This window comes from Desulforhopalus glucosivorans (genome assembly GCF_054397165.1).
Genome location: NZ_AP044854.1, coordinates 1,726,900 through 1,750,828 on the forward strand (window position 1 = coordinate 1,726,900; position 23,929 = coordinate 1,750,828).

A 23,929-nucleotide genomic window follows, 5' to 3' on the forward strand; every position below is an offset into this window, starting at 1 on the left:
GCCGTTATTGAGAACCTAGTGCTAACCGATTTCTTCACTTATATTGTTACCACTAGGTTATTCTTACTACTTCCCTATTGCGTACAAAACCCATTACGTCATCACAATATTATTTCCTCCATTGATTTTATCCGCTTCAAAACATCTACAAACAACTCAAGCTACTGTATTCACGTCCAATTTCACCTACCCTCTTCATTTAAACTATTAATATACAGAAATATAATTTTACCTGCAAAAACGTTTGGCAATATGGGTCACTAGTGTCTACTACATCGTTAGTGTATGATTTCTGGTTATTTTAGTATAAATTTATAGCATTCACGTTAGCGTTAAGGTTATATTGGATTGTCTGTTGTTTTCGGGGAGGCACGTTGATTGCCATTGTTTAATCGTTCACCTTACAAAAGTAGGCGGAGGATACATGTCGGCTAAAAATTACAAGAATTATCATGAAATGCTGCGCGAAACCATCGATCGGTGTGGACCGGGAAATGCGTTCAGATGGTTTGATTCGGATGGAAATGCAACAACCATCAACTGGCAAACGTTTTATCAGGAAATAACCGCAGTATCTAAGAGTCTCATTGCACTTGGTGTGAAGAGGACAGATAAAATCAATATCCTCAGCTATACATGTTATCGGTGGGTGCTCACAGATGTTGCCAATATGTGTGTCGGTGCCGCAACTGTAGGCATATATCAATCAAACCTTCCTGTTGATTGTGAATATATTATCAATCATTCTGATGGTGTACTCGTTTTTGCAGAAAATCTCGTACAGTTAGAAAAACTTCTTCTCATCAGGAAAGATATCCCAAATGTCAAAAAGGTCATTCTCTTTAACGATGAAGCCCCCGATGACGACTGGATTATTACCTATGAAGATTTTCTTAAGCTAGGAACAGATGTAGACGACAAATTATTTACCGACCGTCTTAGTGAAGTCACAGCAGAGGATACTGCTGGGATTGTATACACGTCAGGCACGACCGGAGTGCCTAAGGGCGTAGTACTTACCCATGATAATATCACATTCACAAGTCAATCAATTGAAAACAGCGGTGAATTTTTCGATGGTGAAGACATGTTTATCTTCCTGCCTCTTGCCCACGTCTTTGCCAGAACATGTTGTAATGCTGCTATTAAATTAGGGAATTGCACATCTTTCGCCCGTTCCATTGAAACAATTAATGAAGATTTTATACTTGCATCCCCGCACTGGTTTATAAGTGTTCCCAGAGTTTTTGAAAAAATTCACACAAAAATACTTGCGGGAGTGGCATCAAAAGGTGCTGCGACTCAAAAACTTTTTAACTGGGCCTGCGATGTCGGTGCAGAAGTATCAAAATGCAAGGTTGAAAAACGACCAATCCCCTATACACTAAACTTAAAATACAAGCTTGCGACCAAACTTGTATTTTCAAAAGTTAACGATGCCCTTGGGGGAAGAGTCAAATGGTGTATTAGCGGTGCAGCTCCATTAAATCCAGATATTGCAAGATTCTTTCATGCCGCAGGCCTTTTGATATTAGAGGGGTTAGGAATGACAGAAAACTGCTCTTTTTCAAATGTTAATCGCCTCGATGATTATCAATTTGGTGTTGTTGGTCCTCCTGGGAAATGGATCTCACAAAAACTCGGAGAGGATGGAGAAGTGCTGTTTAAAGGTCGAAATGTCATGAAAGAATATTATAAAATGCCGGATGAGACCGCTGCTACATTTACCGAAGATGGCTGGCTGAGGACTGGCGATATTGGTTCCATTGATGAAAACAATTTCCTGACAATCACTGATCGCAAAAAGGATATTATTATAACATCTGGGGGTAAAAACATTGCTCCTTCACGTATCGAAGGCAATCTTGCAACGTCTATATACTTCAATCAGATTTGTGTAATCGGTGAAAAGAGAAACTATCTCACTGCCGTGGTCACACTCAATGAAATCAGTGTGACAGACTATGCTATGAAAAATGGTATATCCTATGAGAACATGACTGATCTGATAGAAAATCCTGCAATTATTGAAATGGTCAATGCAGAAGTGGCCATTAAAAATTCAAACCTGGCCTCCTTTGAGACAGTTAAAAAGGTTGTCATCGTCCCCGAGTTCACAATTGAGAACAAAATGATGACCCCGACTTTCAAGTTGAAAAGAAAAACGATTTTGAAAAACCACGAGCAACTTATCCAAAAAATGTACCAGTGATATCTCATAAGGCCAGCTTCATTAAAACTGGCCTTGTTTGATACACGCTATCCCCCCTACTCCACAGGCTGTGAAGAAAAGTGCCTTCACAGCTTATGCGTATTTTACGTGTTTTACCTAAAATACGTAAAATACGTCAATCAACTTGTTTATAACAACAAAAAGCAGAACCCCATAATTATAGTTGGCACTAATGAATACGCGAGCAGCCGTAGAGGTGAAACTCCATTTTTAAAGTAGTTTTTCAACAAGGCCTGACCAGCAGGATTGGGAGCATTAGCGATCACTGTAAGCCCACCACCTGTCACCGCACCTGCAACCACCATATATTTTAGTTTATCTGTAAAACCTGGCACCAGAGTACTCAGATAAGTTATGGCGGCATTATCGTTAAAGGCAGTTAGCACTGTCGCACTCAACATAAGAGGAATTTCACCGAGACTTCCAAGAACAGGAGCAATCCACCAGCCCTGCAGTCCACCATGGATAACCAGACCACCAAGAAAAAAACCTACCAGCATTGGTGGCTTTAGGTTAACCGTGTTTTGAAATGGCCATGTAACATGGGAAAATCCTACAAAAAAGAGTAAACCAGAAACAAAAATAGCAGGATAGTGCGCATTGACAATTGTCCAGACCATAAAGGCCACATGAACTGCCATAATCCAAACCGGCACCTTACCGCAACGTTCATCCCAGTGGGGATCAACAAGTTTCACTCTCTTATCTCTTGGTAGTAAACCTGGTACGGAGACACTCATATGCTGGATCTTAAGGTTTTCAAACTCTTGCTCAAAGGTTTCTTCTAGAATCGAACAATCATTATCCTCACAGCATCCAGCAGATAGGGTTGAGTTTCTAGCAGCATCCTTAATGCGTTCGAACTCTTGCTGCAGATCGTGACCAATTCGTTCTTCTGCAATCTTTAAATCCTTTTTTAGAAAATCACTGTGAATATACTTTTCCTTGATCTCTTTTTTAAGCTCGAATAATTGGAATTTTTCTTCCAAAACTGCAATTTCTTTTTTAAACACCATAAAAACCAAGCTATTTGAAATTACAATTCCAATAACAGCCTTCCATCCAAAGGTGTTGAACATAAAAAGAAAATCCCAATTCCACGACCCTGCCACCATGAGAATCGGTGGAGCTGCAAAATGGGTAAGGGTTCCACCAACAGAGATATTGACAAAAAGTAGTGCAATGGTAGCATATTTGAATTTGTCACTCGGTTGCAATTCATAACATTTTTGTGCCAGCAGCATTGCAGAAATTGTCATAGCAGCAGGCTCTGTAATAAAAGATCCCAGGATTGGACCAAAGGTCATAATGGTCAACCACCAAGCCGCTAATGTACCGTTAAAAACGCCGGCTATACGGCTCATCATATTTTCGGAGAGTTGCAAAATAGGTCTGGAGGACGCAAGTGTCATGATAACCACAACAAACATGGCCTCATTATAATTGACTCCACTAACATAATTGACAAAGGTAGGCCAATCATAGAAAAAAATCACTGCGCCACTGAGCGCCACCGCCCAGAGACCAAAAACGACCTCGACCTCTCCAAGAAAGTGAAAAACCTCTGAAAGAATATGGGTAGAATCTTCTGATTCTAAACCCTTTTCAATTTTTTCATGGTGTTCGGCCTTCCACTTATGAGCATAGTAGAGAAATTTACTACTCAAGAAGGTGTGAAGGATGGCCCCAAGAAAAATAAGTGATGCGATAAGATTAAACGGAGTATGGCTGATACGGTTTTTAAGGATTGCACCGATACTATCAATATCAGCATCATGATAACTTGAAAAACTAGGAGGAAAGTCTGGCACACTCTGATGAGCATCAGATCCACCTCCTCCAGCGTATGCAAAGGTTGCAATAATGAGTAACAATGACACAAGGACGATTTTCCATCGTACTTTCATAAACTATCCTTAATTTCTTTTTTGAATCTTTGAGAATGGTTTTCTCTGAAGGACCGTTTTTAAAGAAAAACGATGCTAGAGTATACTTCAACGCACTATTTTCACAGTAGTTTTAAGTGAGCAAGTACAATGCACTTCAGAAGTGAAAACTGCACACCAAAACCTCAATACTACAATCAGACATAAAAATGCACTTTTGAAATATTTTTTCAGAACAGACAAAATATACAGCATATTCAACACCTGATTTTAGCTATCTAATCAGAGTGATAGTATATTTTGGTTATCAAATATTTTCAAGAGTATTAGAGGCAATAGACCCAACGCGAATATCACTTAATGCAGTAAGTTTGATAAAAGCCCCTATACTAGATAATATGACGAATAATGCAACTGACTCAAGCCAGGGGATATGTATTTTTTGCTTATGGGAGGACGATTCAACCTGCAGAAACCACAGTGATTCTTAGACGCGATTAACTACGACGCCCTCCCTATGCTCCAACAGAATCACAGGGGAGTTTTCTTCTGGGGATCTTTTTTCGGTGAGGCGATGCAATAGAATTATGTGAATAGCTAGAAACCTAACTTTTGAATCAGAAGCGTTTCCAATAAAATTGGACTCCTCTCAAACCAGTATTGGACAAACTACTATGAGCCAATAGATATCTGGTTTCGGCCTTGTCTTTTTGCTGCATATAGAGCATCATCTGCTAATGAAAGAAGTTCCTCTGGTGTACTTTTTTCAGAGGGAATTACAGAAGCAACCCCAAAAGAAAGTGTTAAATAATCAGCAATTTCTGATTGTAAATGTTCAATTTTTATATCAGATATTGTTTTTTGGATACCTTCAGTCACCTCTATTGCTCCAGCAGTATTTGTGTTTGGTAAAATTACCATAAACTCCTCACCACCATACCTGCCAGCCAAATCGCCAGGACGTTTAAGGCAGGCAAGAATAGCCTGGGCAACTTTAATTAAACAATCATCTCCTTGCTGGTGACCATAAAAGTCATTGTATGCTTTGAACTGATCCACATCTGTCATGACAATGGACAAAGGTTTTTTCTCTCTTTTCAATCTCTGCCATTCCAAGGTCAGTCGTTCGTCTAGAAGCCTTCTGTTTGCAAGTCCTGTGAGCCCATCGGAATTTGCTAATTGTTCAAGTTGAGTCGCTCTTTTTTGCATTTCAAGAAATATTGGCGTTGTGATCTTTCTTGAAACAACAATAATGAGGCCTAAGCTAAGAGATATTGCGATTAAAACAGCAACGACAAGTTCAACCTGTGTTCTGAGAACCAACGATTGCATAACCTTGTTCTGGACCTGGTATTCCTCTTCTACTTTTGTTCCTATATCTGTAGCTATTTCTGTTATCTTAAATTCGTTTTTATCTAAATCGCGAGATGCTTTTCTTAAATCAATACTCGCAGACCGGATTTTCAAAAAAGTATGATAGTAGATTTCCAATTCTTCATTGGCCTTAATAGCGTTTGCGCTAATACCTGCGTTATCGGACACCTCCATTAAAGCACTATTTAAATTATTGAAAGCCTCTGTTGCATATTTGTAGTTGTTTTTAAACATTACAAAATACTTTTCATTGGCTTCGTTGAGATACTTTGCCTGGGAAAGACGCATCAACTGAAATGAATTACGGGCATTACCAAAAGAGAAAAAGATGTCTGGGGCTTGAACTATGCCGACATTGATTCTGATTGCGGAGAGCTGGTTTTCGATGAGAAGCTCCTGTTTGATAAACACAGTTGAAAGAAGTGACTGCTGATACATGATAAGCTTAACTATGTTTTCAAAATGTGTCTCATACTGATCTGTCTCGTCCTGAATATGCTGAATCATTTCAAGCCACGTGTTATTATTGACCTGATGATTTATTTCCTCTAAACCACTTTTGAGCTCAATAATTTCTTCGTTGAACTGGTCGAGATCGCTCTGGTGATAAAACCTTTGATAGCGCTCAGCATTAAAACGAACTTGTCTAATTTTACCCGCAATTGCCTGAGAGAGCGCTCTCGTTACAGCAAGCCTGTTGGTAATATCATCTACAGTTTTCTCAATCTTATTGAGTCGATTAAGAGAGAAACCAACAATTCCCAACATAAGGGATAGAGCTAGGAGGTAGCCTGAAACTATTTTAATGATAATTCTTCTCTTATCTACGTCTGTCATATCATTTACTTACCGCACGTAGAGGCTGGTTCGTACCATTTTTCAAGTCCTACCTGTAATCTCTGAGCAGCCTGTTCAGGTGTAATAACACCATTCATCACATCAACTGAGGACTTGAGACTTATTTCGTAAGCACTTGGGTTTCCATCACGTATCTTCCCCCATACAAAACGACTATCGAACTCATATAAATCATTAAAATGCAAGAAGGTGGAAGCATATTCATTTTTGGTAGCAGTAACATTCTTATGCATGGGAAAAAAACCAGGAAGCTGATCGACAAGTAGAGAAGCAAACTCACCTGTGGTCATCCATTGTAAAAACTCTCTGGCTTCTTTAAGGTATGGTGAAGATTTATTCAAACCAATACCGGCATCGGGGTGAAAAGTTATATACTGTTTTTTACCCTCTGGTGGTGGGATAGCAAATATACTCCATTTAAAATCAGGATTTTGTTCTTCGAAAAAAGGAATGTCCCACGAACCACCAAACCACATGGGCGATTTACCTTGGATAAACAGCTGCAGACTGTCAGCATATTTTAAAAGCTTCTGATTACTAGATACATATGGAGAGATATCATCTATAGCCTGGAAGGACGCAATCATCTGATCATCATCAAAACACCGTTCTCCGTTATAATAGGCTAACCTTCCGTTGCTACCCCCAACAATGTTGGGAATAACATTTTGTAGTATCAGGCCATTGACCGTCCAGGCATCGCCAGTTGCATTAGCAAAAGGAGTAACCCCCTCTGTTTTTATTCTTTCAGCAACCAGAAGCAATTCTTCCCAGGTCTTAGGAATTCCAATATTTTTATCTTTGAAAAATGATGCATTGTAATAAATACCATGGGACACAGCCATGAGAGGAACTCCATAAATAGTTCCATCTTCCATTGACCATGCTTCAATCATTTGTGTGGGGAAACTTTGTTCTATATTTGAAGAATTGTTAAGAACCGCAAGATATCCTTTACTGAATAATTTTTTTGAATGTGAAAATGAACGGAGATAGAATAAATCCGGCGCTGTACCACTTTCTAATTGAGCCTCAATAACATCATTATAGTCGGCGGGTGATGTGGGGTCGAATTTTATAACTATGTGCGGATGTTTTTCTGTGAATTTTTCCAGGATAAAACTGATTTGCTCAACATCATCCTTCCTCCAAGACCCCATAGTCAAAATGATTTGTTTCAGCTGGTCTTGCTTCCCAACAACAGCACTCACCTCACCCCCATTTGAAAAAGAAGTGCACAATAATAAGTTAAAAGAGACTATCGATATCAGGATATATGGAATTTTCATGACTGATGTTTTCTAACAATTAATAGATTGGTTTGTTTCGTTATAAACATTTAACAACTTGTGAAAAACAATGGGTATTCCGAGATTTTAAACCCTACGTATGAGCTATTCCTTCACAGTATCATGCTTATTATGGTTAAATCAACCTTACCACTGTTACGGATAAGGATATGAGTCAAATATACAATATATTTACCAGGAATTTTCCCAAACTATTTTGTAATATTGCCAAAAAGGCGTTTACACTACAGTGTCCCAGATAAAGCGCAGTCATACTTACCGAATCGCCCAACAATGCATTTGCAAAAACTACCAACCCTTCATCATTCAGGTACGATATACCAATGCCTGGCATTGACAGTGCTTTTTTAATACTGGAGTGAGGTGTGGCGCCTAAGGTATTTATTGGCTGACGCTCTAAAAACAGACCAATATAATTTGACATCAGCTCATCCTTCACAGGTCAAACTGATAGTCAGGCAACTTCCTGGTCATTTGATGTAATTGAAAATTGCTGACCTACGTTATTGCATAATATACGCGATAGCTCGTACGGGAGAGCCGTCCGCTTCTTCAATGCTTAAAGGAAAACAGGAAAACTTAAACAAGTGAGTGTCTACATTTTCAAGATTCGCTAAATTCTCAACAATAACAATATCTTTTGTAAATAGTGTTTTATGTATTAAAAAGTCTGAGGTATCGGCTGCATCTGCTGATATGGTATCCATCCCAACCCCTTTTATGTTCAGTTTACTTAACCAAGATGCGGCGTCTAACGACAAGACAGGATAACCAGAGAAATATTTCCCAGTCCCCCAATACTTACTCCATCCCGTATTTAATAATAAGAAATCCGTTTTATTAATTTCATTCTGATACTCAATGAGATCATCGAGCTCTATAATACCCCGACCAGTGTTCTGTAGATCGATCATCAGCGCTTCCCCAAAATAATGATCGATGTTCATTTTATCTAGAGTTTTGGCACCTCCAATTAAGTGGGCTGGTGCATCAATGTGTGTTCCTGTATGCGAATACATCGTAATTTCTTTTTCTAAAAACCCGTCTTCTTCAATTGTGCAGCCTATTTTGAATTTGGGTGGTGGAGTACCTGGGTAAACAGGCATAACAGGCGATATAGGATGAGATAAATCAACGATTTTCATTATTACTCCAAATTACTCAAGATTATATCCTTTGTCATTTTCTACAACTCTATACAGTTATAGACACGCTGGCTCAGTCAAAAAACAATAAAAAAGATTCGGAGCTGCATAAAACCAGAAGGTTACCAAAACTGAGAAGCAGATTGATTGTATGCAACTATAACTGCCTTGTATAAAGCACCTCAACCAGATACCGTCACTCAATTTTCGTTTGATTATTTTTCTTACACCCCATACAATTACGATATCGTTATTTTATATGCCCAATTAACTCATTTTGATTGAAAGGACATTACTTTGAATTGTTATGGAAACATCAAACTGGTCATTGTCCTAATATTATCAATTTTTGTCGTCCCAATTACCTCTGATTTTGCATATTCCTCCTCTGTTGAACTTACACACGAAGAGCAACAGTGGTTGTCTCAGCACAAAACGATTCGGGTTAGTGGTCCCCAAGCCTTTCCTCCTTTCCAGTTCTTTAATGAGGATTCTGAATATGTTGGGATGGCATCAGACTACCTGCAATTCATTGCCGGACAGTTATCCATATCCATAGAGTATTTACCAAAGACGCCCTGGGGTGCGATCCTGGAATTAATCCGGAATAAAAAGATTGATGTTCTTTCTTGCGTCGCCTTCACAAAAGAGCGTAGTGAGTACCTGCTCTACTCAAATCCATACATAACCTTTCCTCTAGTCATTGTCAGCCGCAAAGATAGCCCGGAAATAAAAATCCTGCAGGACATAGAAGGTATGCGGGTTGCACTGAAAAAAAAGATCTCCACAGAAGCTATTCTGGAGAAAAGTGCAATACCATTTACCCCTCACTATATATCTACACCTCAAGATGCTCTAAAAGCCGTTTCCTTTGGTCAGGCAGATGTCGCCATAGAGAATCTCGCCGCAGCATCCTATATCATTGATCAACAGGGCTATACGAATTTAAAAATTACAGCCTCAACTCATTTTGAAGAGTACGCTCTTTTCATAGCCATTAGAAAAGATTGGCCTGTTTTTCAATCAATCATAAACAAGACCCTGGCTACAATCACTGATCAGCAACATCGGGAAATTCGGCAACGTTGGGTTTCCGTACGCTACGACCAAGGTATCACCTTTGTGGTTATTCTTAAATGGATAGCGGTTTCCCTTATTGTATTCATTATTGTAATTGGTGCGATTTTTCTATGGAACAGAAGACTCGTTAAAGAGATTAAAGAAAGAGAGAAGATAGAACTCAGACTTCGGGAGAGTGAACGAAAAATATCAACCTTAATTGATAATCTACCGGGTATGGTCTACAGGTGTCGCAATCAACATAATCGGCCAATGGATTTTATCAGTGACGGTTGTCTGGATGTTACAGGATATCAACCTTTGGAGATCTCACAAGATGCACCAATATGTTATGGTGATTTAATCTTTCCCGATGATCAGCAGAGCGTCGTAGATGCGGTTCAGGAAGGTATTAAAAACAAAAGACACTTTAAAATTGAGTACAGGATCATAACTAAATCAGGTGATATTAAATGGGTCTGGGAACGTGGTGGAAGCGTATCCGATATAGAGACGAGTGACAGTTACCTTGAAGGTTTTATAGCTGATATTACCCAACAAAAAAATATCGCCAAGCAACTCCAACAGTCTCAGAAAATGGAAGCAATTGGTGCTCTGGCTGGTGGAGTCGCCCACGAATTTAACAATATGCTGGCCATCATCATCGGCAACAATGAACTCATTATGGAGGAGCTACCTCCTTTGAGTGTTGCCAAAGAGAGTACTGAGGAGATTAGAATTGCAGTTTTGAGGGCCAGAGATATTGTGAAACAACTCTTAACCTTCAGCAGGCTTGAAGAGACTGAGGACAAAATATTGGATTTTGGAATTGTCGTTCAAGATTCCATGAAACTCGTTCGTTCATCAATCCCCGCGAATATAAAGATCGAACAAAAGTTCTCAGCAAAAACCTGTTCCTTCAAGGGTAATGACACCCAGATAAATCAACTCCTGATAAATTTATGTAATAATGCAGCAGACGCCTTACCTGACCAGGGAGGTGTAATAACAGTTGAACTGAGTAATGAAATCATTACTCAAGCCCAAAGCGAACATCTGCTAAATCTAAAGACAGGCCGCTATGTCAAGTTGACCGTTCGTGATAATGGTGTTGGGATGTCAGATGAAGTTCTTAGCCGAGTCTTTGAACCTTTTTATACAACCAAAGATGTTGGAAAAGGTACTGGTATTGGCATGGCAGTTGTTCACGGTATCGTTGAACGACATGGTGGTATAATCATAGCCGACAGCAAATTAAATCAGGGGTCAACTTTCACCATGTTTTTTCCAGAGCATGATGGTCCTCATGAATTGCATACTGATGAGCTACCTTCTCTTCCAGCGGGAAACGGTGAGAACATTCTCTTCGTTGATGATGAACCATCGATTACTCAACTTGGAAAACGTCATTTAGAAAGCCTTGGCTACAGAGTCGTAATCACAACCGACCCAATAAGGGCATTAGAACTGGTAAGAAAGAATCCAAATATGTATGACCTGATTATTTCGGATATGGCAATGCCAAATATGACAGGTAAACAACTCATCCTTGAAATTTTGAGCATACGTAAAGATATACCAACTATTATCTGCACTGGATATAGTGCCAACTTCTCAGATAAAGATGCTAAAGAAATAGGCGTACATGCATTTTTGATGAAACCACTTATTAAATCGGAGTTAGCAATTACAATTCGAAAAGTCCTGGATTCTTCTAGCATATCTATTGTGTAGCAATGTACTGTTGGACTCTGTTAATTATTCTGTGTAGCTGACTTTCCTTAGATCGCTACAATTAATGATACCAATATGCAAATTTGTTAAATGGTTTGGTCTCCATTAAGGCTGGCAGAGCTGTCAATTCTTGGGTAGAGTTTCTTCTCCACACATTGTGGCATTGTTGACATGTGCTAGAAGGTGCTACCTGACAACACTCATCGTCGCTGGCGGCACCTTTTCGAAAATGTTGCTACTCTACAAACCTGTTGTTATTTACTCCTACCAAGAGCGATTACCCATTTAAAGCAGTGTGGCATGACTGGCACACTATCCGAGGCATCTTTTCAGCACGGACGATTTTTTGCTTACTGAATCCAAAATTTTTCACATCCTCGATAGGTAAATCTTCTCTCACAAGGTGCTCCTGACAAACACACATTCCACAAGTTATACATACGGCAATTGCTGGAGTTTCTTTTCCTAATTGGGCGCAGACAAAACAGTGCATAGTATTTCTCCTTTTGAAAATTAAGAATTTGATTTTACAGTATTGCTGAACCCAATGTGTCCAACAAAAATGATATTAATCTTTGGTTCGCATCTAAAAGATTACCGGTGATGTTTCTTATTTTTTTACCTTTCTCTTCTGACTCCCCCCTACAAACCCGTTTCAGAGATATTAAAGATGAAAACTTTGATCAACAATAACCGGTGAGCCAATCTTCAGCATTTTTGATGCGTATTGACGTTTGAGATAGTCTAAGACGGTGATACATTTAATAGTTAAGAGAAAAAAAATCGGACCATCGACCTCAGATAGACATTCAAAGTTCCCCATACCTTTACTAAATATGCAATCGGCTTTATTGAAATTCTCTCTAAATTCTTCACTACAATGCTCAACGGAGGTCCCTGGAATATCTATGCCATTTGAGATAACAGGGCAAAGTTTATCAAGACCACAATATGCTGCGTCTTCAATTGTAGCATCATTGATAACGGCTGAACCTCTAACAGCAACTGTCACATCCAATCCCATTCCAAGGAGTTGAGAGATGACCAGTTTGTCGAAAACAATTTCACCACAATTATCTGTCAAATAGAGAATCCGTCTACTTTCTGACAGTTTCTCCCGCAATTGAGTATAATGATTAATCGAGGCTTGTTGGTTCTGACACCCTGCAAGCGTAGATTCTATATCGATTTGTTGCGGTGAACCGCTATCCAAGACATTGCCACCAATTGCAAAGCGAATTGCAGTAAGCAGTGGATCCGGTGCTTGTGCAATTGTTTTCTGGATTGTATCCTCAAGTCCCAAAACAAAATCATTTTCACGTTTTTTAATAGCGGCAAATGGATCAGGGATATTTGTCTGCTCAGCTATGATTTGATAAAAACTTGCCAGATTAACAGGTGGACTATTCACCATGTTGATATTGCTTAAGGCTTCACCAGCACGAACAAGAATCCTGCGCTGAGATTCTGTTTCTTCTGTACACTGCTTTACAGTATTTACTGCCTGTTGCATAAAACAAGCAAAACAGTCAATCCCGGTCTGCATTTCACTCACCACTCATACTATAATCGTTCCACGCACAAGGAGACGCCGCCTCACAAAAAAACAGTACAGACGGCACCTCTTAAATACTGTTATTCATCCCACAGATTACTCAGTGTATATGGGCCGCCTGGAGTTTCCCAGAAATCGCCAGCAACATAGCGGAAATTCTTTTCAAGCTTTGCCATTTCCTGCATATCATCATCGCTAAGGGTAAGAGCCGCAGAATCAAGATTTTGCTTTAGTCTCTCCGGATTTGACGACTTAGGAATAACTACAGTATCCCTCATGATCGACCAGCTTATCAGTATCTGTGCAGGTGTGGCGGAATATTTTTTGGCAAGGGCTGTAATAATTGGATCAACCATCAACACCGGTTCATTATCCGCCTTAAACTGGGCGGGTCTGTCACCTGATCCAAGCGGTGCATATGCTGTCAGGTGGATACCTTTTGCGCTACAGAATTTAACCATCTTTGCTTGCTGCAGATAAGGATGAAGCTCAATCTGGTTCATCTCGGGCTTAATTCTGGCTACTTCTAAAAGTGCTTTGAGTTTTTTGATACTAAAGTTTGAGACACCAATGTGTTTGCATAAACCTGCATCCACAAGTTCTTCCATTACCTTCCAGGTACCTACAATAGGTTCATCTTCTAAGGCTACGAAGCCTGAGGCATTCTCTGGAAACACCACACCTTTCTTGTGAACAACAGGCCAGTGTATGAGGTACAGATCAAGATAGTCCAGTTGTAAGTCACCAAGGGTCGTTTCCAGGCCAGACTTTACATCTTGTGGCGCATGGGCATCGTTCCATAGCTTAGACGTTATCCACAAATCTTCTCTTGTTACAATTTTTTCATCAATACTTTCACGTATTGCCTTACCAATTTCAGCCTCGTTGCCATAAATCAATGCGCAATCGATATGACGATAACCGATTTTGAGAGCTTCTTTTACGGCACGATAAACATCGCCAGGCTCTGCTTTCCAAGTTCCCAGACCAATGAATGGCATTGTATCGCCACCCGTAAATTGCAACATTTTCATTTCAAGACCTCTCGAATAAGTACAGTGAATATCCATTTGCCCGCTAACACAGCAGGCAAATGAATGAGTGAATTACTCTTAGCCTACAGACCCAACTTACCAGGATTCATTATACCTTTAGGGTCTATTGCTTGTTTTACTTTTCGAAGTACCTGTAAACTGCCACCAATACTCTCTTCCACATAAGGCGTTCGGGCAAGACCAGAACCATGATGGTGGGAAATAGCAGCTCCTGTCTTCACACAAACCTCCATAGCTGTATCCCAAATCTCTATCATCTTCTGCTCAGCTGCGGCGTCATCTTCTTCTTGACCGAGTAAAATGATATAAAGTGATGTTCCTTGTGGATACACATGGGAGAAGTGGCCAAGGACTTCTGCCGCATATGGAGCTAGAGCTTTTTTGAGCTCTGTATATGTGTCCATGATGCCGTACCAGAAGTGCGCAACTTCAATGGTTTCAGATAGCCCCCCAGGTTTATTGAGTAGATTTTCAACGGTGGAGAAATCATATCGACGTCCTCTCCACGATTCCACAGGCTTAGGCCCAAGCTTTACCCCACCCTCAGCTGCGCATAGATCCATTACCGCATTATATTCAGCTCTTGCAACGCCTTCTATGCCTTCAAAGCCAACAAATAAAACACACTTATCAAAAGCTTTGTCCTGCATTGCGTGTTTTGCTTCATCAACATCATAAAAACGTACAATGGCAGGTTTTAAACAATTACGCATGATAAGACGCATAACCTTTACACCGGCTTCCACTGAATCAAAAGTTACAGCTTCGAGGATTCTGTTTTCTGTTACAGGAAAGATCTTGAGTGTAACATCGGTGATAATTCCCATGGTACCTTCCGCACCTACAAATACATGACGCATATCTGGACCAACTGCAGCCCGAGGAACATTCATAAGTTCTACAATTTCACCAGTAGGCAGTACAACAGTATAGGTAACCATAAGGTCCTCTATACCACCATAACGTGAAGACAGTTGGCCCATTGCTCTTGTCGCAAGCCAGCCACCCACAGTTGATCTATCAAGTGATTGAGGAGAGTGGTTGAGCGTGTATCCGCGATCGTTGAGTTCTTTCTCAAGGTGATGACCAAACTTACCCGATTCGACTTTAACCATAAGTGAGTCTTCATCGATTGCGATTATTTGATTCATCGCAGTGGTATCTATAATTATACCACCTCTCGTTGCGAGACCTTGACCTGTAACACTTGAAGCACCACCCCAAGGCGTAACAGGAACATTATTTTCATTGGCCCATTTCAAGACCTCTGATACTTTCTCGACATTTTTGGCTACAATTACAGCATCAGGGGCATAGATATTCTTGCCTTGATTCTTCATTTTTGTAACCACAGGCCATGTGTCATAACTGTGATTATTTATAGATTCTTTATCTAATAAAACGGTGTTTTCTCCAACAGCCTTTTTAAGACCATCAATCCAAGTGGCCTCACCTCTTGCATTACTCGCTTCAGTTTGAAGGGCTACCATTTCTTTGATACTTTTTGCTTGCTTTATCATTGTCTATTCCTCTATTTTGTTAATTCTACAGGTTCAAAACGGTTTGCGGCAACCCACTCTTTATAGGAACTTATCTGATTCGCAGTTTCCTGATCGTCCCAACCAAGACTCGCTCCCATTTCTTTTCCAACTGCATCAGCAATAGCAAGGCCACCATCACGTAACCAATAGAAAAGAGACGCCCTGCGGGTGAAAAAATCCGACATAGTTACTGCCATTTCTTCTTCAACCGCATATCTCACTTCTGCTGCAATAATGTTATAATCGCCCATACTTTGAGCTGCTGACTCATCGTTTTTAATCATGTCAGCTATGATCAAGGCATTACCGCCATACAGCTCTTGTAAACGTTTTTTTACTTCAGCTGGAATGTCCAGTTTTTCAAACCGCTCTTTAGCTAGAGCAATCATTGATTTATCACCACCACTGATCGGTATGTACTTAGTCGAACTATGGGCAACGTTCTTGTACCTATAGTTTTCTTTCAATAATTCTACTGCCCTGTCAATCACCTGCAAGCCCATGACTCTTGCTGTGGTCAATTTTCCGCCACATATAGTCAAGAGACCTTTCGGACTGACAAAAATCTCATGTTCGCGAGAGACTTGGCTCGCTCCTCGATCATCTTCTGGAGCTATAAGCGGTCGCAAGCCAGCCCAAGTGCCGATAATATGTTTGCGGGTGAGGTTTCGTCCCGGAATGGTGTGATTTGCAACTTCAAGGAGGTAATCGATATCCTCATCTGTTGCCACAACATCATCCAGTGAACCGTTAAAATCAGTATCAGTCGTTCCTACGTAGACCAATTCACCATCAAGTGATGGAACCGGCCACACTACTCTGTTGTCACTGGGGGCTCGTAAAAATACTGCGTGGTTTAAGGGGAAGTCTTTTTTACTTAAAACGATGTGCACACCTTTAGTAGGACGGAGGAATTTTTTATCCACGCCCTCTTCCATAAAGCGCACCTTATCGACCCAGGGTCCGCCAGTATTGATAACCTGCTTTGCCTTGACCACGACCTCTTCCCCGGTCAATACGTCTTTTACTTTGGCACCGTTTATCTGCCCACCTTCTTCAACAAACCCGACAGCCTCCATGTAATTGGAAATATGGCCGCCAGCCTCACCTCCGGCCTTGATTGTATCTACTGTAAGCCTGGCATCATCTGTCAAAAAGTCGTAATAGTAGCCGCAACCTTTGAGCCCCTCCTGATTGAGACGTGGCTCTAGATTCAGAACTTTCTCACGGCCAAGCATCTTATGCCTTCTAAAAGATGGGTTTCCAGAGACTAGATCATAAAAAGTCAATCCGGCTTTCATTTTGAGCATTCCTTCAGGATCTCCTTTGTACTGAAGATACATAAAGGGTCGTGGATGAGCGAGGTGAGGCGCGATTTCAAGCAAAAGTTCACGTTCCCGACACGCCTCCCTAACCATTGCAAACTCGAAAGTTTCTAAATATCTTAAACCTCCATGGAGCAGTTTTGTAGAACGACTACTTGTTCCCCAGGCAAAATCATTTTTTTCTATAAGTGCAACTTTGAGCCCTCTTAAAGCTGCATCTCTGAGAGCGACGGCACCAGTAATGCCTCCTCCAATGATCAAAATATCGTAGACTTCTTTACTCAGCTCTGAAGCTGTTACTCTTTTCATCTTTCATACACCTGCAAACAATGAGATTAATGGTTAAAAATCTTTTTAATATATTTAAAAACCTGGCTTTCTGAAAATTACTTCATCACTCACCAGGTTCTAGAGACAGTTATGTTACACCTCTTCCTTTGCCCAGTTCATGGTCAGTTTTACAGCTTTATTCCACTCGCCATAGAGTTTGTTACGCTCAAGACTGCTCATTTTCGGTGTAAAAACTTTGTCTATGGTTTGTCCTGCAAAACATGACTCAGGACTTGGCCAGAAGCCAATAGCAAGACCTGCCATGTACGCCGCTCCAAGGCTTGTTGCCTCTGTAACTGATGGGCGAACAACTTCAATGCCAAGAATATCTGCTTGAAACTGCATCAGAAAGTTGTTCACAGAAGCACCACCATCAGAACTGAGTCTTTGGATATCGACACCGGAGTCATCTTGCATTGCTCCAAGAAAATCTTTCATTGAATAGACAATCCCTTCAAGGGTGGCACGAACAAGGTGACTGCGACGGGTGCCGCGGGTGATGCCAATGATCATTCCACGGGCATATGAATCCCAATATGGTGCAGACAACCCTGCAAGAGCAGGTACAAAGTACACACCGCCATTATCTTCTACAGACCTTGCCATAGCCTCAGTCTCGTTTGACTCAGCAATCATCTTGGTACCATCTCGCAGCCATTGAACAGCCGATCCTGTAACTGCTGCGTACCCCTCAAGACCATAGGTTGTCACACCGTTCATTTGCCAGGCGATGATTGTATTTAAACCATTCTGTGAAATTTCCGGTTTCTCACCGATATTCATATCTAAAAAGGTACCAGTCCCGTGGGTAACCTTTACGGTTCCAGGTTCAATACAGCCTTGAGCAAAAAGCGCTGCATGCTGATCAGCAATAGCACCAGTTAGGGGAATTTCTACATCAAGGAAGCTTTTATCTGTTAGACCGAAGTCACCAGAATCCGGATATACTGTTGGAAACATACTTAACGGTAAACCTAAAAAATCGAGCCACTCTCCGTACCACTCATTGTGCAATAGATCATATGCGCCTGTTACAGAGGCGTTAGAGGCGGATATTCCATGAACCCTTCCACCGGTAAGTTTAAAAATTAGCCAGGAGTCGATGGTTCCAAAAGCGAGCTCTCCTGCATTAGCGCGTTTTTTAAAACCAGGTACATTTTCCATCATCCAATGCAGACTAAGGGAAGAATAGACTGGGGCTAGAGCCCATCCGGTTCTGCCATAGACTTTTTCTGCCCATTCATCTCTGATGGTTTCAACAAAGTCAGCTGTCCGGGTATCTTGCCAAACTATTGCACGGGTAACAGGTTTTCCAGTTTGCTTGTCCCAGACCACTGTGGTAGCCCGCTGATTAGTAATTCCAATTGCTGCGATATCGCCTGCCTGAATATTTGCCTCTGCTAGCGCCTTTCTGGCCATTTCTTTTGTTTTCACCCAGATCTCCTCTGCATCATGCTCAACTCGATCAGGGGCGGGTGTATGTTGTTCAAATTCAACATACGCCTGTGATTTTATTTGACTATCTGCGTCTACAATCAGTACTCTTGTTCCGGTTGTACCTTCATCTATTACCAGGATATATTTATCAGACATAGCGTTCTCCTATTATGTTTTGTAGTACTACTTTGATTAAGTAAGGCACTGACCCCGTTAAAAGGGAAGTAAGACGGGATACGTTCCTTTGCGAAATGAGTTTCTTGATAAACAAAACTCTTTTCTAAGTCACTAAAACGGTAGAGCTATTCCAAATATTCCTATTTTCCCAAACACTATAACTACAGTGGTGAGTGCAACGATTGTCATTGCTGGTGGGTCAATATGGGTGTCTCCATGTGTATTGAACGTATTTGAGATGTATTCCGCAATCACACCTGCAACAACACCGAAAATTCCACCCCAAATTACCGAACCGGAGGTTATAGCGGCCACTGCTCCTACCAGCGTAATATGATGAGTAACCGGAACGAGAACGCCTAGTCCCAGCAGCGTAAGACTGACAGCTGAAATTGCAAAACCAAGAAGAACACCACCATTTTCAGCACCAAGTTCTATAGCGATGTAAGCAGAAAGGATACCTGCTCCGAGACCAATCACCGCACGTTGCGAAAAGCTTGATTGCCATGGAAGCCATTCGGTTCCTTCATTTGGAGAGTAACGACTGTTACCTTCGGCAACCTTTCCAAAAAGACCGTTACCCCAGATGAGCCTTGCAACTATAGCAGATGTGACAACTGTAAGGGCTACAGTATCAGTCCAACCCCCTAAGATAATGTTGTAGCCATATTGAACGACATAACCAAAAATCCCAAAAATCCCTCCAACCAGCAATACGTCTGTACTATTAACTCCCATGAGTGCAGACACAATGTCTCGACCTGAATCAATTTTGCCTTTATGGCCGGCATAGGCAGCAGCAGCGATACCAGATGCAAAACCTCCGACATGAGGACCAAAGGCTGCTCCCAAAGAAATTCCTATCAAATCGCCTCCAGTTGCTTGAGCTGCGACACCAAGCATTATAAGGAAACCTAACATTACAAATGCTCCAAGTGCACCGATTGCTGCACCAAAGAGACCACCACCAAATGCTACAAATAAACTCACCAACTCCATACTTCACCCCGTGTAACTAAATTGTATTTATTATCAGCTGGATGGGTTTCGCATATTTCCTAGCAAATAGAACCACCCCAACCTTCTAGTATTATGGCAACTTAGATTGACAGTGAAAATGTCTAATGCACCTCCTTATCCTTGACACGGACTATATTGGTTGATTTAATGCAGAAGAGCGAACGTGTTTCTTCTTTACATCTGCCTATACAGGCAGATGTTTTGATATCAAGCTCTTTGTTGCCGCAAAGTTACTTGATGTACGTTTTCTCACCCCGAGCCAGACAGTAATGTCTGGCTTTTTTCGTTCCTCTACCCTTCCCTAAAACTTATCTCACCAGCACGACAGATAAAGAATACATATCCCCCCGATTAAAGCACTCTGCATATTTAAGTGGTGTTCCTTCATCTGAATAAAGAACCCTCTCGCCATAAAGTATAGGACTTCCAATACTGACCTTCAGGTATTCAACTAGCCATTCATGAGCAATTTGCGCTTCTACTCTTTCAACCACATTCGCCATGGTAAAACCCATCTTCTCTATCATCTGCCAGACATGCTGATTTTTAAGGTCTATTGATTCAATAGGGGCGGATACCAGTGACGGAAAAAGCTTTGCTGGTATATAGGCATCATGATAGGTGATAGGAACTGCATCTACTGAACGCAGGGTGGTCAGTCGAATCACCTGCTCGGCAATGTTAATATTTAGAGCTTTGGCGCACTTTTCATTTGCTAGGGACAATTCCTTAGTTATGAGTTTTGACTCCGGTTTTCTGCCTTCGAGTATGCAAGTTGAAAAAAAATCTGTCAAATGAGTATGATCTCGCTCAAACGTAGATTGACTGACAAATGTTCCTATGCCATGTCTCCGATAAATAAGACCCGCATCAACGAGTTCATCTAAACTTTTGCGGATTGTCATACGAGAGACACCGAATTGTTCTGCCAATATCTTTTCCGGTGGTAACTTTTCACCTGACTGAAGTTCACCAGATTTGATCTGATCGGTAAGTCGTTCTCTTGCCTGAATATATCGGGGAATACCCCTTGTGTTGATCATAACTTTTCTAATCTCACCTTTTGTAACTAATGACGTTTAACTAGATAACCACCACGACAACTGGATGTCTTGATGTCTATACATCTATACATACCAATTAGCGATGCTATGTTCAACCTTTTTTTTAATTAATTACACTTTTATAAGGATATAGCCTAGGTAGACGATATTATATCAATCGATATGGTTTTTCTTTAGACGAGCTTATCTGCCAAATTTCTAACTCAGTGTTATGCACTTACTACTAACCTTAAGTCATTTTTTATAACTTATAATTGGCCATAAAAGAGAAAGGCTGGAGCAGAAAAAATCGACAGGCCATCTTAGCAGATGGCCTGTCGATAATGTTGGTAGGATATAGTTGTATCTACTGTTCTAGTGCGTAGTAGTAATATCTATTGAGGTCTATAAGGCCAGAGTTAGTCCTGTCAGACTCATAAAAAGCGTTTTGGAACCAATCATATACATCCCAAAAATTATCCTGCGCACGATTCACCCCATACTTGTCCAGTCTCTGTATGTTTTCTGGAGTAGGTGTATAGGTGTCTAGCAGTTCAAGGAAGTCAGGAAGATCCTTTAAATCCACTTCAAAGAAATAGTTTGGGTAAGAACCGACGAACCCTTTAATAAAGTCTACTTTATCTTTTTCGGGGTTGAGATACTTGGCCTCTTTAAAGAGGAATTTAACGTTCTCATGCCACCTGTCAACAACAGCTGAAATAACTCTATCTCCTTGGCCAGGCACATTTTTAATCCGAATCCATGCGACATTGGCATTATGGCTGGCAACATGTCGGAAAAAGGAAACACCGGGAGCGGAAGTCGCCTGTAAACCTGTAATGAAGTCAGGAAATGTTTCAAACTTTTCAGGAATAGAGGGGTACGGCTCTCCAGCTACCAAGTAGTTGTCGTCAAAACCAATTCCTGTCACCTTAATATGGTTTGTAACTATATTTTTGATGAACTCTCTCTTAGGATCTTCAGTCTCAAATAGTGTACCATTAGGAATTGGTGCTGGACTGTAGTTGAGAGCCTTGAAAGATGTGCCTTTATACCAGGACTCCATCATTGGTTTACGCTGTTCCGGTGGAATAAAATCAAGGAAATAACTCTCCCCCTCAATTCGAAGTGCATCCATATATAGGCGTGTAGCAAGTTGGTGTCCGGCTGTACCATACACGTCGAAACCAGCTACAAGTGCATAGTAAATACGTTCAAAAAGAGGATAATCTACAACCCAGGCTGTCTTAGGGAGATTCCCGAGAACACCTTTATGTACAGAAGCACTATCGAAATGTCTGAAGACAGTGAGTAGTGGACTATCTTCAGGTTTATTCCCCTTCCAGATCACATCTTTATCCATGCCTTTAGGGTAAAGTGCGCCATAGAATTGTTGCCTAGCTTTGTAAAAATCAATAGCTCGCTTATACTCGGTGTTCTTTAGAACAACATTATATATTTTATAATCACTGCCAATCTGGCCTGGCATTACCAGGTTATCAGCCTGTAATTTAAGAAAACCGGGATATTTTACAGAGAGATCGGACTCCGGATCCATAAACATAATCCAGAAATGATCATTTATTACATTGAGTGCCACCTGCCCTTTGCAGACAGGTCCCCGAATAAAGGTCATAATAACATAGTGAGCATTGTCGAGTAACCACTGGTAACGACTTTTTGCAGGAATTTGTTCATAAGCCTTGAAAGGGTTTGCACTGAGAATGGGGTCATAACTCACAATATGAGGTTTGTCCTCCCACTCTGGTGTTATAAACAGTTCGACGAATCGTTTGTACTGCTTATTATCCAGCGGAAAAACCATGTGTGTTTTATGAACTATTGTAGAGTGAATTTTACGAAATCTGTAGAAAAACGTATCAGTACCCGGATCATCATATGGTCGTATTGAAGGTATTATATCAATCTTTTGCCCTGGCCCTGTCGTTGACCTGACGATTTCATAAAACTCATTACTGCCTGTCTTAAAATCCAGGTGAGCTAAAAAAAGATGATCATACAGATATCTTGCGGTCATCTTATGCTTTGCGTCAGTTTTGTTAAAAAAGGCTTCCCATTTATTAACCATGATCTGGTCACTTTCAGGTATCGCCTTAAGCGCCACTTGCTGTTCCGGAGTGGGGCCCTGAGCACCTTGACTCAGCCATCCTACAACAGTGTTAAATTCATCATTTTTTAAGGGAGGAAAACCGAAAGGCATACCGTTATTTGGGTGTTTTTTGAGGTACTTCCCTACTTCAGCACTACTTTCACTGCAGGTAAGATCGCTCGCTTCGGAGAAATATTCTCCTTCTACTTTTGGAGAGAGTCGTTTATGGTCAACTAACATATACATGATAGATTCATCGTAACTCTGTTCACCGTTCTGAGTTACACTGTAAAAGCCTTTTTTCCTCCAATCAGACGTAGATTCAGCATCAATAAAGAGGCGGCTGGGTTCCATGGTTTTGAGTCGGGAAGCATTGTAAATACTCTCCTTACTTGCTCCTCTATCCAAACCTTCCCATGAGCTTAGCTTAAGCTGGCAGGGAGAATTGTAACATGAATGGCAGACCACACACCTTTTGACCAGAACTGGTTGCACCTCATTAAGATAATCAAGCTGTTTTGTTGGTGGGACGAAACTATAGGCCGGCACCTGCGGTGGTGGCGGGCTTGCACAACCTGAGAGTAATAATGAGAGTGTTATTACCAGGTAGAAAAAGATTTTCATAATCTTCACCTCTTGTTCTAAAAGATTCCAGGAAAAATATTTATGCTAAAAATAGTAGATGAAGAACTATAGCCTATGAGAAAACACCAGTCTCTAAAAAACCATTAGAAATC

General features: G+C 40.9%; 16 protein-coding genes. 2 read left to right on the plus strand and 14 right to left on the minus strand.

What is annotated here, in order from left to right:
- The first annotated feature begins 424 nt into the window (after window positions 1-424).
- Window positions 425-2,212 (plus strand): AMP-dependent synthetase/ligase, encoded by a 1,788-nt coding sequence (locus ACX6CI_RS07365; RefSeq protein WP_458777518.1) that lies wholly within the window; start codon window positions 425-427, stop codon window positions 2,210-2,212.
- Between the two features lie 149 nt (window positions 2,213-2,361).
- Here the strand turns inward: ACX6CI_RS07365 and ACX6CI_RS07370 are convergent, their stop codons facing one another.
- The 5 genes from ACX6CI_RS07370 to ACX6CI_RS07390 all read right to left on the minus strand — a co-directional run bounded on the left by ACX6CI_RS07370 (window position 2,362) and on the right by ACX6CI_RS07390 (window position 8,806).
- Window positions 2,362-4,140 (minus strand): putative Na+/H+ antiporter, encoded by a 1,779-nt coding sequence (locus ACX6CI_RS07370; RefSeq protein ID WP_458777519.1) that lies wholly within the window; start codon window positions 4,138-4,140, stop codon window positions 2,362-2,364.
- 651 nt (window positions 4,141-4,791) lie between these two features.
- Entirely contained in the window at window positions 4,792-6,330 is a 1,539-nt protein-coding gene (locus ACX6CI_RS07375) for a diguanylate cyclase (RefSeq protein WP_458777520.1), read from the minus strand.
- A gap of 5 nt (window positions 6,331-6,335) precedes the next feature.
- Window positions 6,336-7,562, minus strand: coding sequence for an ABC transporter substrate-binding protein (locus ACX6CI_RS07380; RefSeq protein WP_458777521.1), 1,227 nt, complete (start codon window positions 7,560-7,562; stop codon window positions 6,336-6,338).
- Window positions 7,563-7,815: 253 nt separating this feature from the next.
- Window positions 7,816-8,085 carry a hypothetical protein gene (locus ACX6CI_RS07385; protein ID WP_458777522.1) on the minus strand — a complete coding sequence of 90 codons (270 nt, stop codon included), beginning with the start codon at window positions 8,083-8,085 and terminating at the stop codon, window positions 7,816-7,818.
- Window positions 8,086-8,164: 79 nt separating this feature from the next.
- Window positions 8,165-8,806: a cyclase family protein gene (locus tag ACX6CI_RS07390; protein WP_458777523.1), complete on the minus strand. Its 642-nt coding sequence runs from the start codon at window positions 8,804-8,806 to the stop codon at window positions 8,165-8,167.
- A 297-nt stretch (window positions 8,807-9,103) separates the two neighbouring features.
- Between ACX6CI_RS07390 and ACX6CI_RS07395 the strand changes: the two genes are divergently transcribed.
- Window positions 9,104-11,599, plus strand: coding sequence for a transporter substrate-binding domain-containing protein (locus tag ACX6CI_RS07395; RefSeq protein WP_458777524.1), 2,496 nt, complete (start codon window positions 9,104-9,106; stop codon window positions 11,597-11,599).
- Window positions 11,600-11,876: 277 nt separating this feature from the next.
- On the opposite strand, the gene ACX6CI_RS07400 is transcribed toward ACX6CI_RS07395, so the two are convergent.
- From ACX6CI_RS07400 to ACX6CI_RS07440, 9 genes are all read right to left on the minus strand, one after another.
- Window positions 11,877-12,092, minus strand: a complete 216-nt coding sequence (locus tag ACX6CI_RS07400; protein ID WP_458777525.1) for a DUF2180 family protein — start codon at window positions 12,090-12,092, stop codon at window positions 11,877-11,879.
- Between the two features lie 171 nt (window positions 12,093-12,263).
- The gene (locus tag ACX6CI_RS07405; RefSeq protein ID WP_458777526.1) at window positions 12,264-13,145 is read right to left on the minus strand and encodes a damage-control phosphatase ARMT1 family protein; all 882 of its coding nucleotides are present in this window, start codon (window positions 13,143-13,145) and stop codon (window positions 12,264-12,266) included.
- Window positions 13,146-13,234: 89 nt separating this feature from the next.
- On the minus strand, window positions 13,235-14,188 hold the full coding sequence (locus tag ACX6CI_RS07410; protein WP_458777527.1) for an aldo/keto reductase: 954 nt from the start codon (window positions 14,186-14,188) through the stop codon (window positions 13,235-13,237).
- Between the two features lie 83 nt (window positions 14,189-14,271).
- Window positions 14,272-15,729 carry an FAD-binding oxidoreductase gene (locus ACX6CI_RS07415; protein WP_458777528.1) on the minus strand — a complete coding sequence of 486 codons (1,458 nt, stop codon included), beginning with the start codon at window positions 15,727-15,729 and terminating at the stop codon, window positions 14,272-14,274.
- An 11-nt stretch (window positions 15,730-15,740) separates the two neighbouring features.
- Entirely contained in the window at window positions 15,741-17,384 is a 1,644-nt protein-coding gene (locus tag ACX6CI_RS07420) for a glycerol-3-phosphate dehydrogenase/oxidase (RefSeq protein WP_458777529.1), read from the minus strand.
- Between the two features lie 114 nt (window positions 17,385-17,498).
- The gene (locus tag ACX6CI_RS07425; protein WP_458777530.1) at window positions 17,499-18,998 is read right to left on the minus strand and encodes an FGGY family carbohydrate kinase; all 1,500 of its coding nucleotides are present in this window, start codon (window positions 18,996-18,998) and stop codon (window positions 17,499-17,501) included.
- 132 nt (window positions 18,999-19,130) lie between these two features.
- Window positions 19,131-20,018, minus strand: a complete 888-nt coding sequence (locus tag ACX6CI_RS07430; RefSeq protein WP_458777531.1) for a permease — start codon at window positions 20,016-20,018, stop codon at window positions 19,131-19,133.
- Between the two features lie 329 nt (window positions 20,019-20,347).
- Entirely contained in the window at window positions 20,348-21,082 is a 735-nt protein-coding gene (locus tag ACX6CI_RS07435) for a GntR family transcriptional regulator (protein WP_458777532.1), read from the minus strand.
- A gap of 367 nt (window positions 21,083-21,449) precedes the next feature.
- On the minus strand, window positions 21,450-23,816 hold the full coding sequence (locus tag ACX6CI_RS07440) for a fatty acid cis/trans isomerase (RefSeq protein ID WP_458777533.1): 2,367 nt from the start codon (window positions 23,814-23,816) through the stop codon (window positions 21,450-21,452).
- Window positions 23,817-23,929: the final 113 nt, after the last annotated feature.

What these genes read in the sequence shown, in the direction of transcription:
- ACX6CI_RS07420 (WP_458777529.1), bottom strand. Translation starts at nt 17,384, where the DNA reads ATGAAAAGAGTAACAGCTTCAGAGCTGAGTAAAGAAGTCTACGATATT.
- ACX6CI_RS07390 (WP_458777523.1), bottom strand. Translation starts at nt 8,806, where the DNA reads ATGAAAATCGTTGATTTATCTCATCCTATATCGCCTGTTATGCCTGTT.
- ACX6CI_RS07365 (WP_458777518.1), top strand. Translation starts at nt 425, where the DNA reads ATGTCGGCTAAAAATTACAAGAATTATCATGAAATGCTGCGCGAAACC.
- ACX6CI_RS07375 (WP_458777520.1), bottom strand. Translation starts at nt 6,330, where the DNA reads ATGACAGACGTAGATAAGAGAAGAATTATCATTAAAATAGTTTCAGGC.
- ACX6CI_RS07425 (WP_458777530.1), bottom strand. Translation starts at nt 18,998, where the DNA reads ATGTCTGATAAATATATCCTGGTAATAGATGAAGGTACAACCGGAACA.
- ACX6CI_RS07410 (WP_458777527.1), bottom strand. Translation starts at nt 14,188, where the DNA reads ATGAAAATGTTGCAATTTACGGGTGGCGATACAATGCCATTCATTGGT.
- ACX6CI_RS07415 (WP_458777528.1), bottom strand. Translation starts at nt 15,729, where the DNA reads ATGATAAAGCAAGCAAAAAGTATCAAAGAAATGGTAGCCCTTCAAACT.
- ACX6CI_RS07385 (WP_458777522.1), bottom strand. Translation starts at nt 8,085, where the DNA reads ATGTCAAATTATATTGGTCTGTTTTTAGAGCGTCAGCCAATAAATACC.
- ACX6CI_RS07370 (WP_458777519.1), bottom strand. Translation starts at nt 4,140, where the DNA reads ATGAAAGTACGATGGAAAATCGTCCTTGTGTCATTGTTACTCATTATT.
- ACX6CI_RS07400 (WP_458777525.1), bottom strand. Translation starts at nt 12,092, where the DNA reads ATGCACTGTTTTGTCTGCGCCCAATTAGGAAAAGAAACTCCAGCAATT.
- ACX6CI_RS07405 (WP_458777526.1), bottom strand. Translation starts at nt 13,145, where the DNA reads ATGCAGACCGGGATTGACTGTTTTGCTTGTTTTATGCAACAGGCAGTA.
- ACX6CI_RS07435 (WP_458777532.1), bottom strand. Translation starts at nt 21,082, where the DNA reads ATGATCAACACAAGGGGTATTCCCCGATATATTCAGGCAAGAGAACGA.
- ACX6CI_RS07440 (WP_458777533.1), bottom strand. Translation starts at nt 23,816, where the DNA reads ATGAAAATCTTTTTCTACCTGGTAATAACACTCTCATTATTACTCTCA.
- ACX6CI_RS07430 (WP_458777531.1), bottom strand. Translation starts at nt 20,018, where the DNA reads ATGGAGTTGGTGAGTTTATTTGTAGCATTTGGTGGTGGTCTCTTTGGT.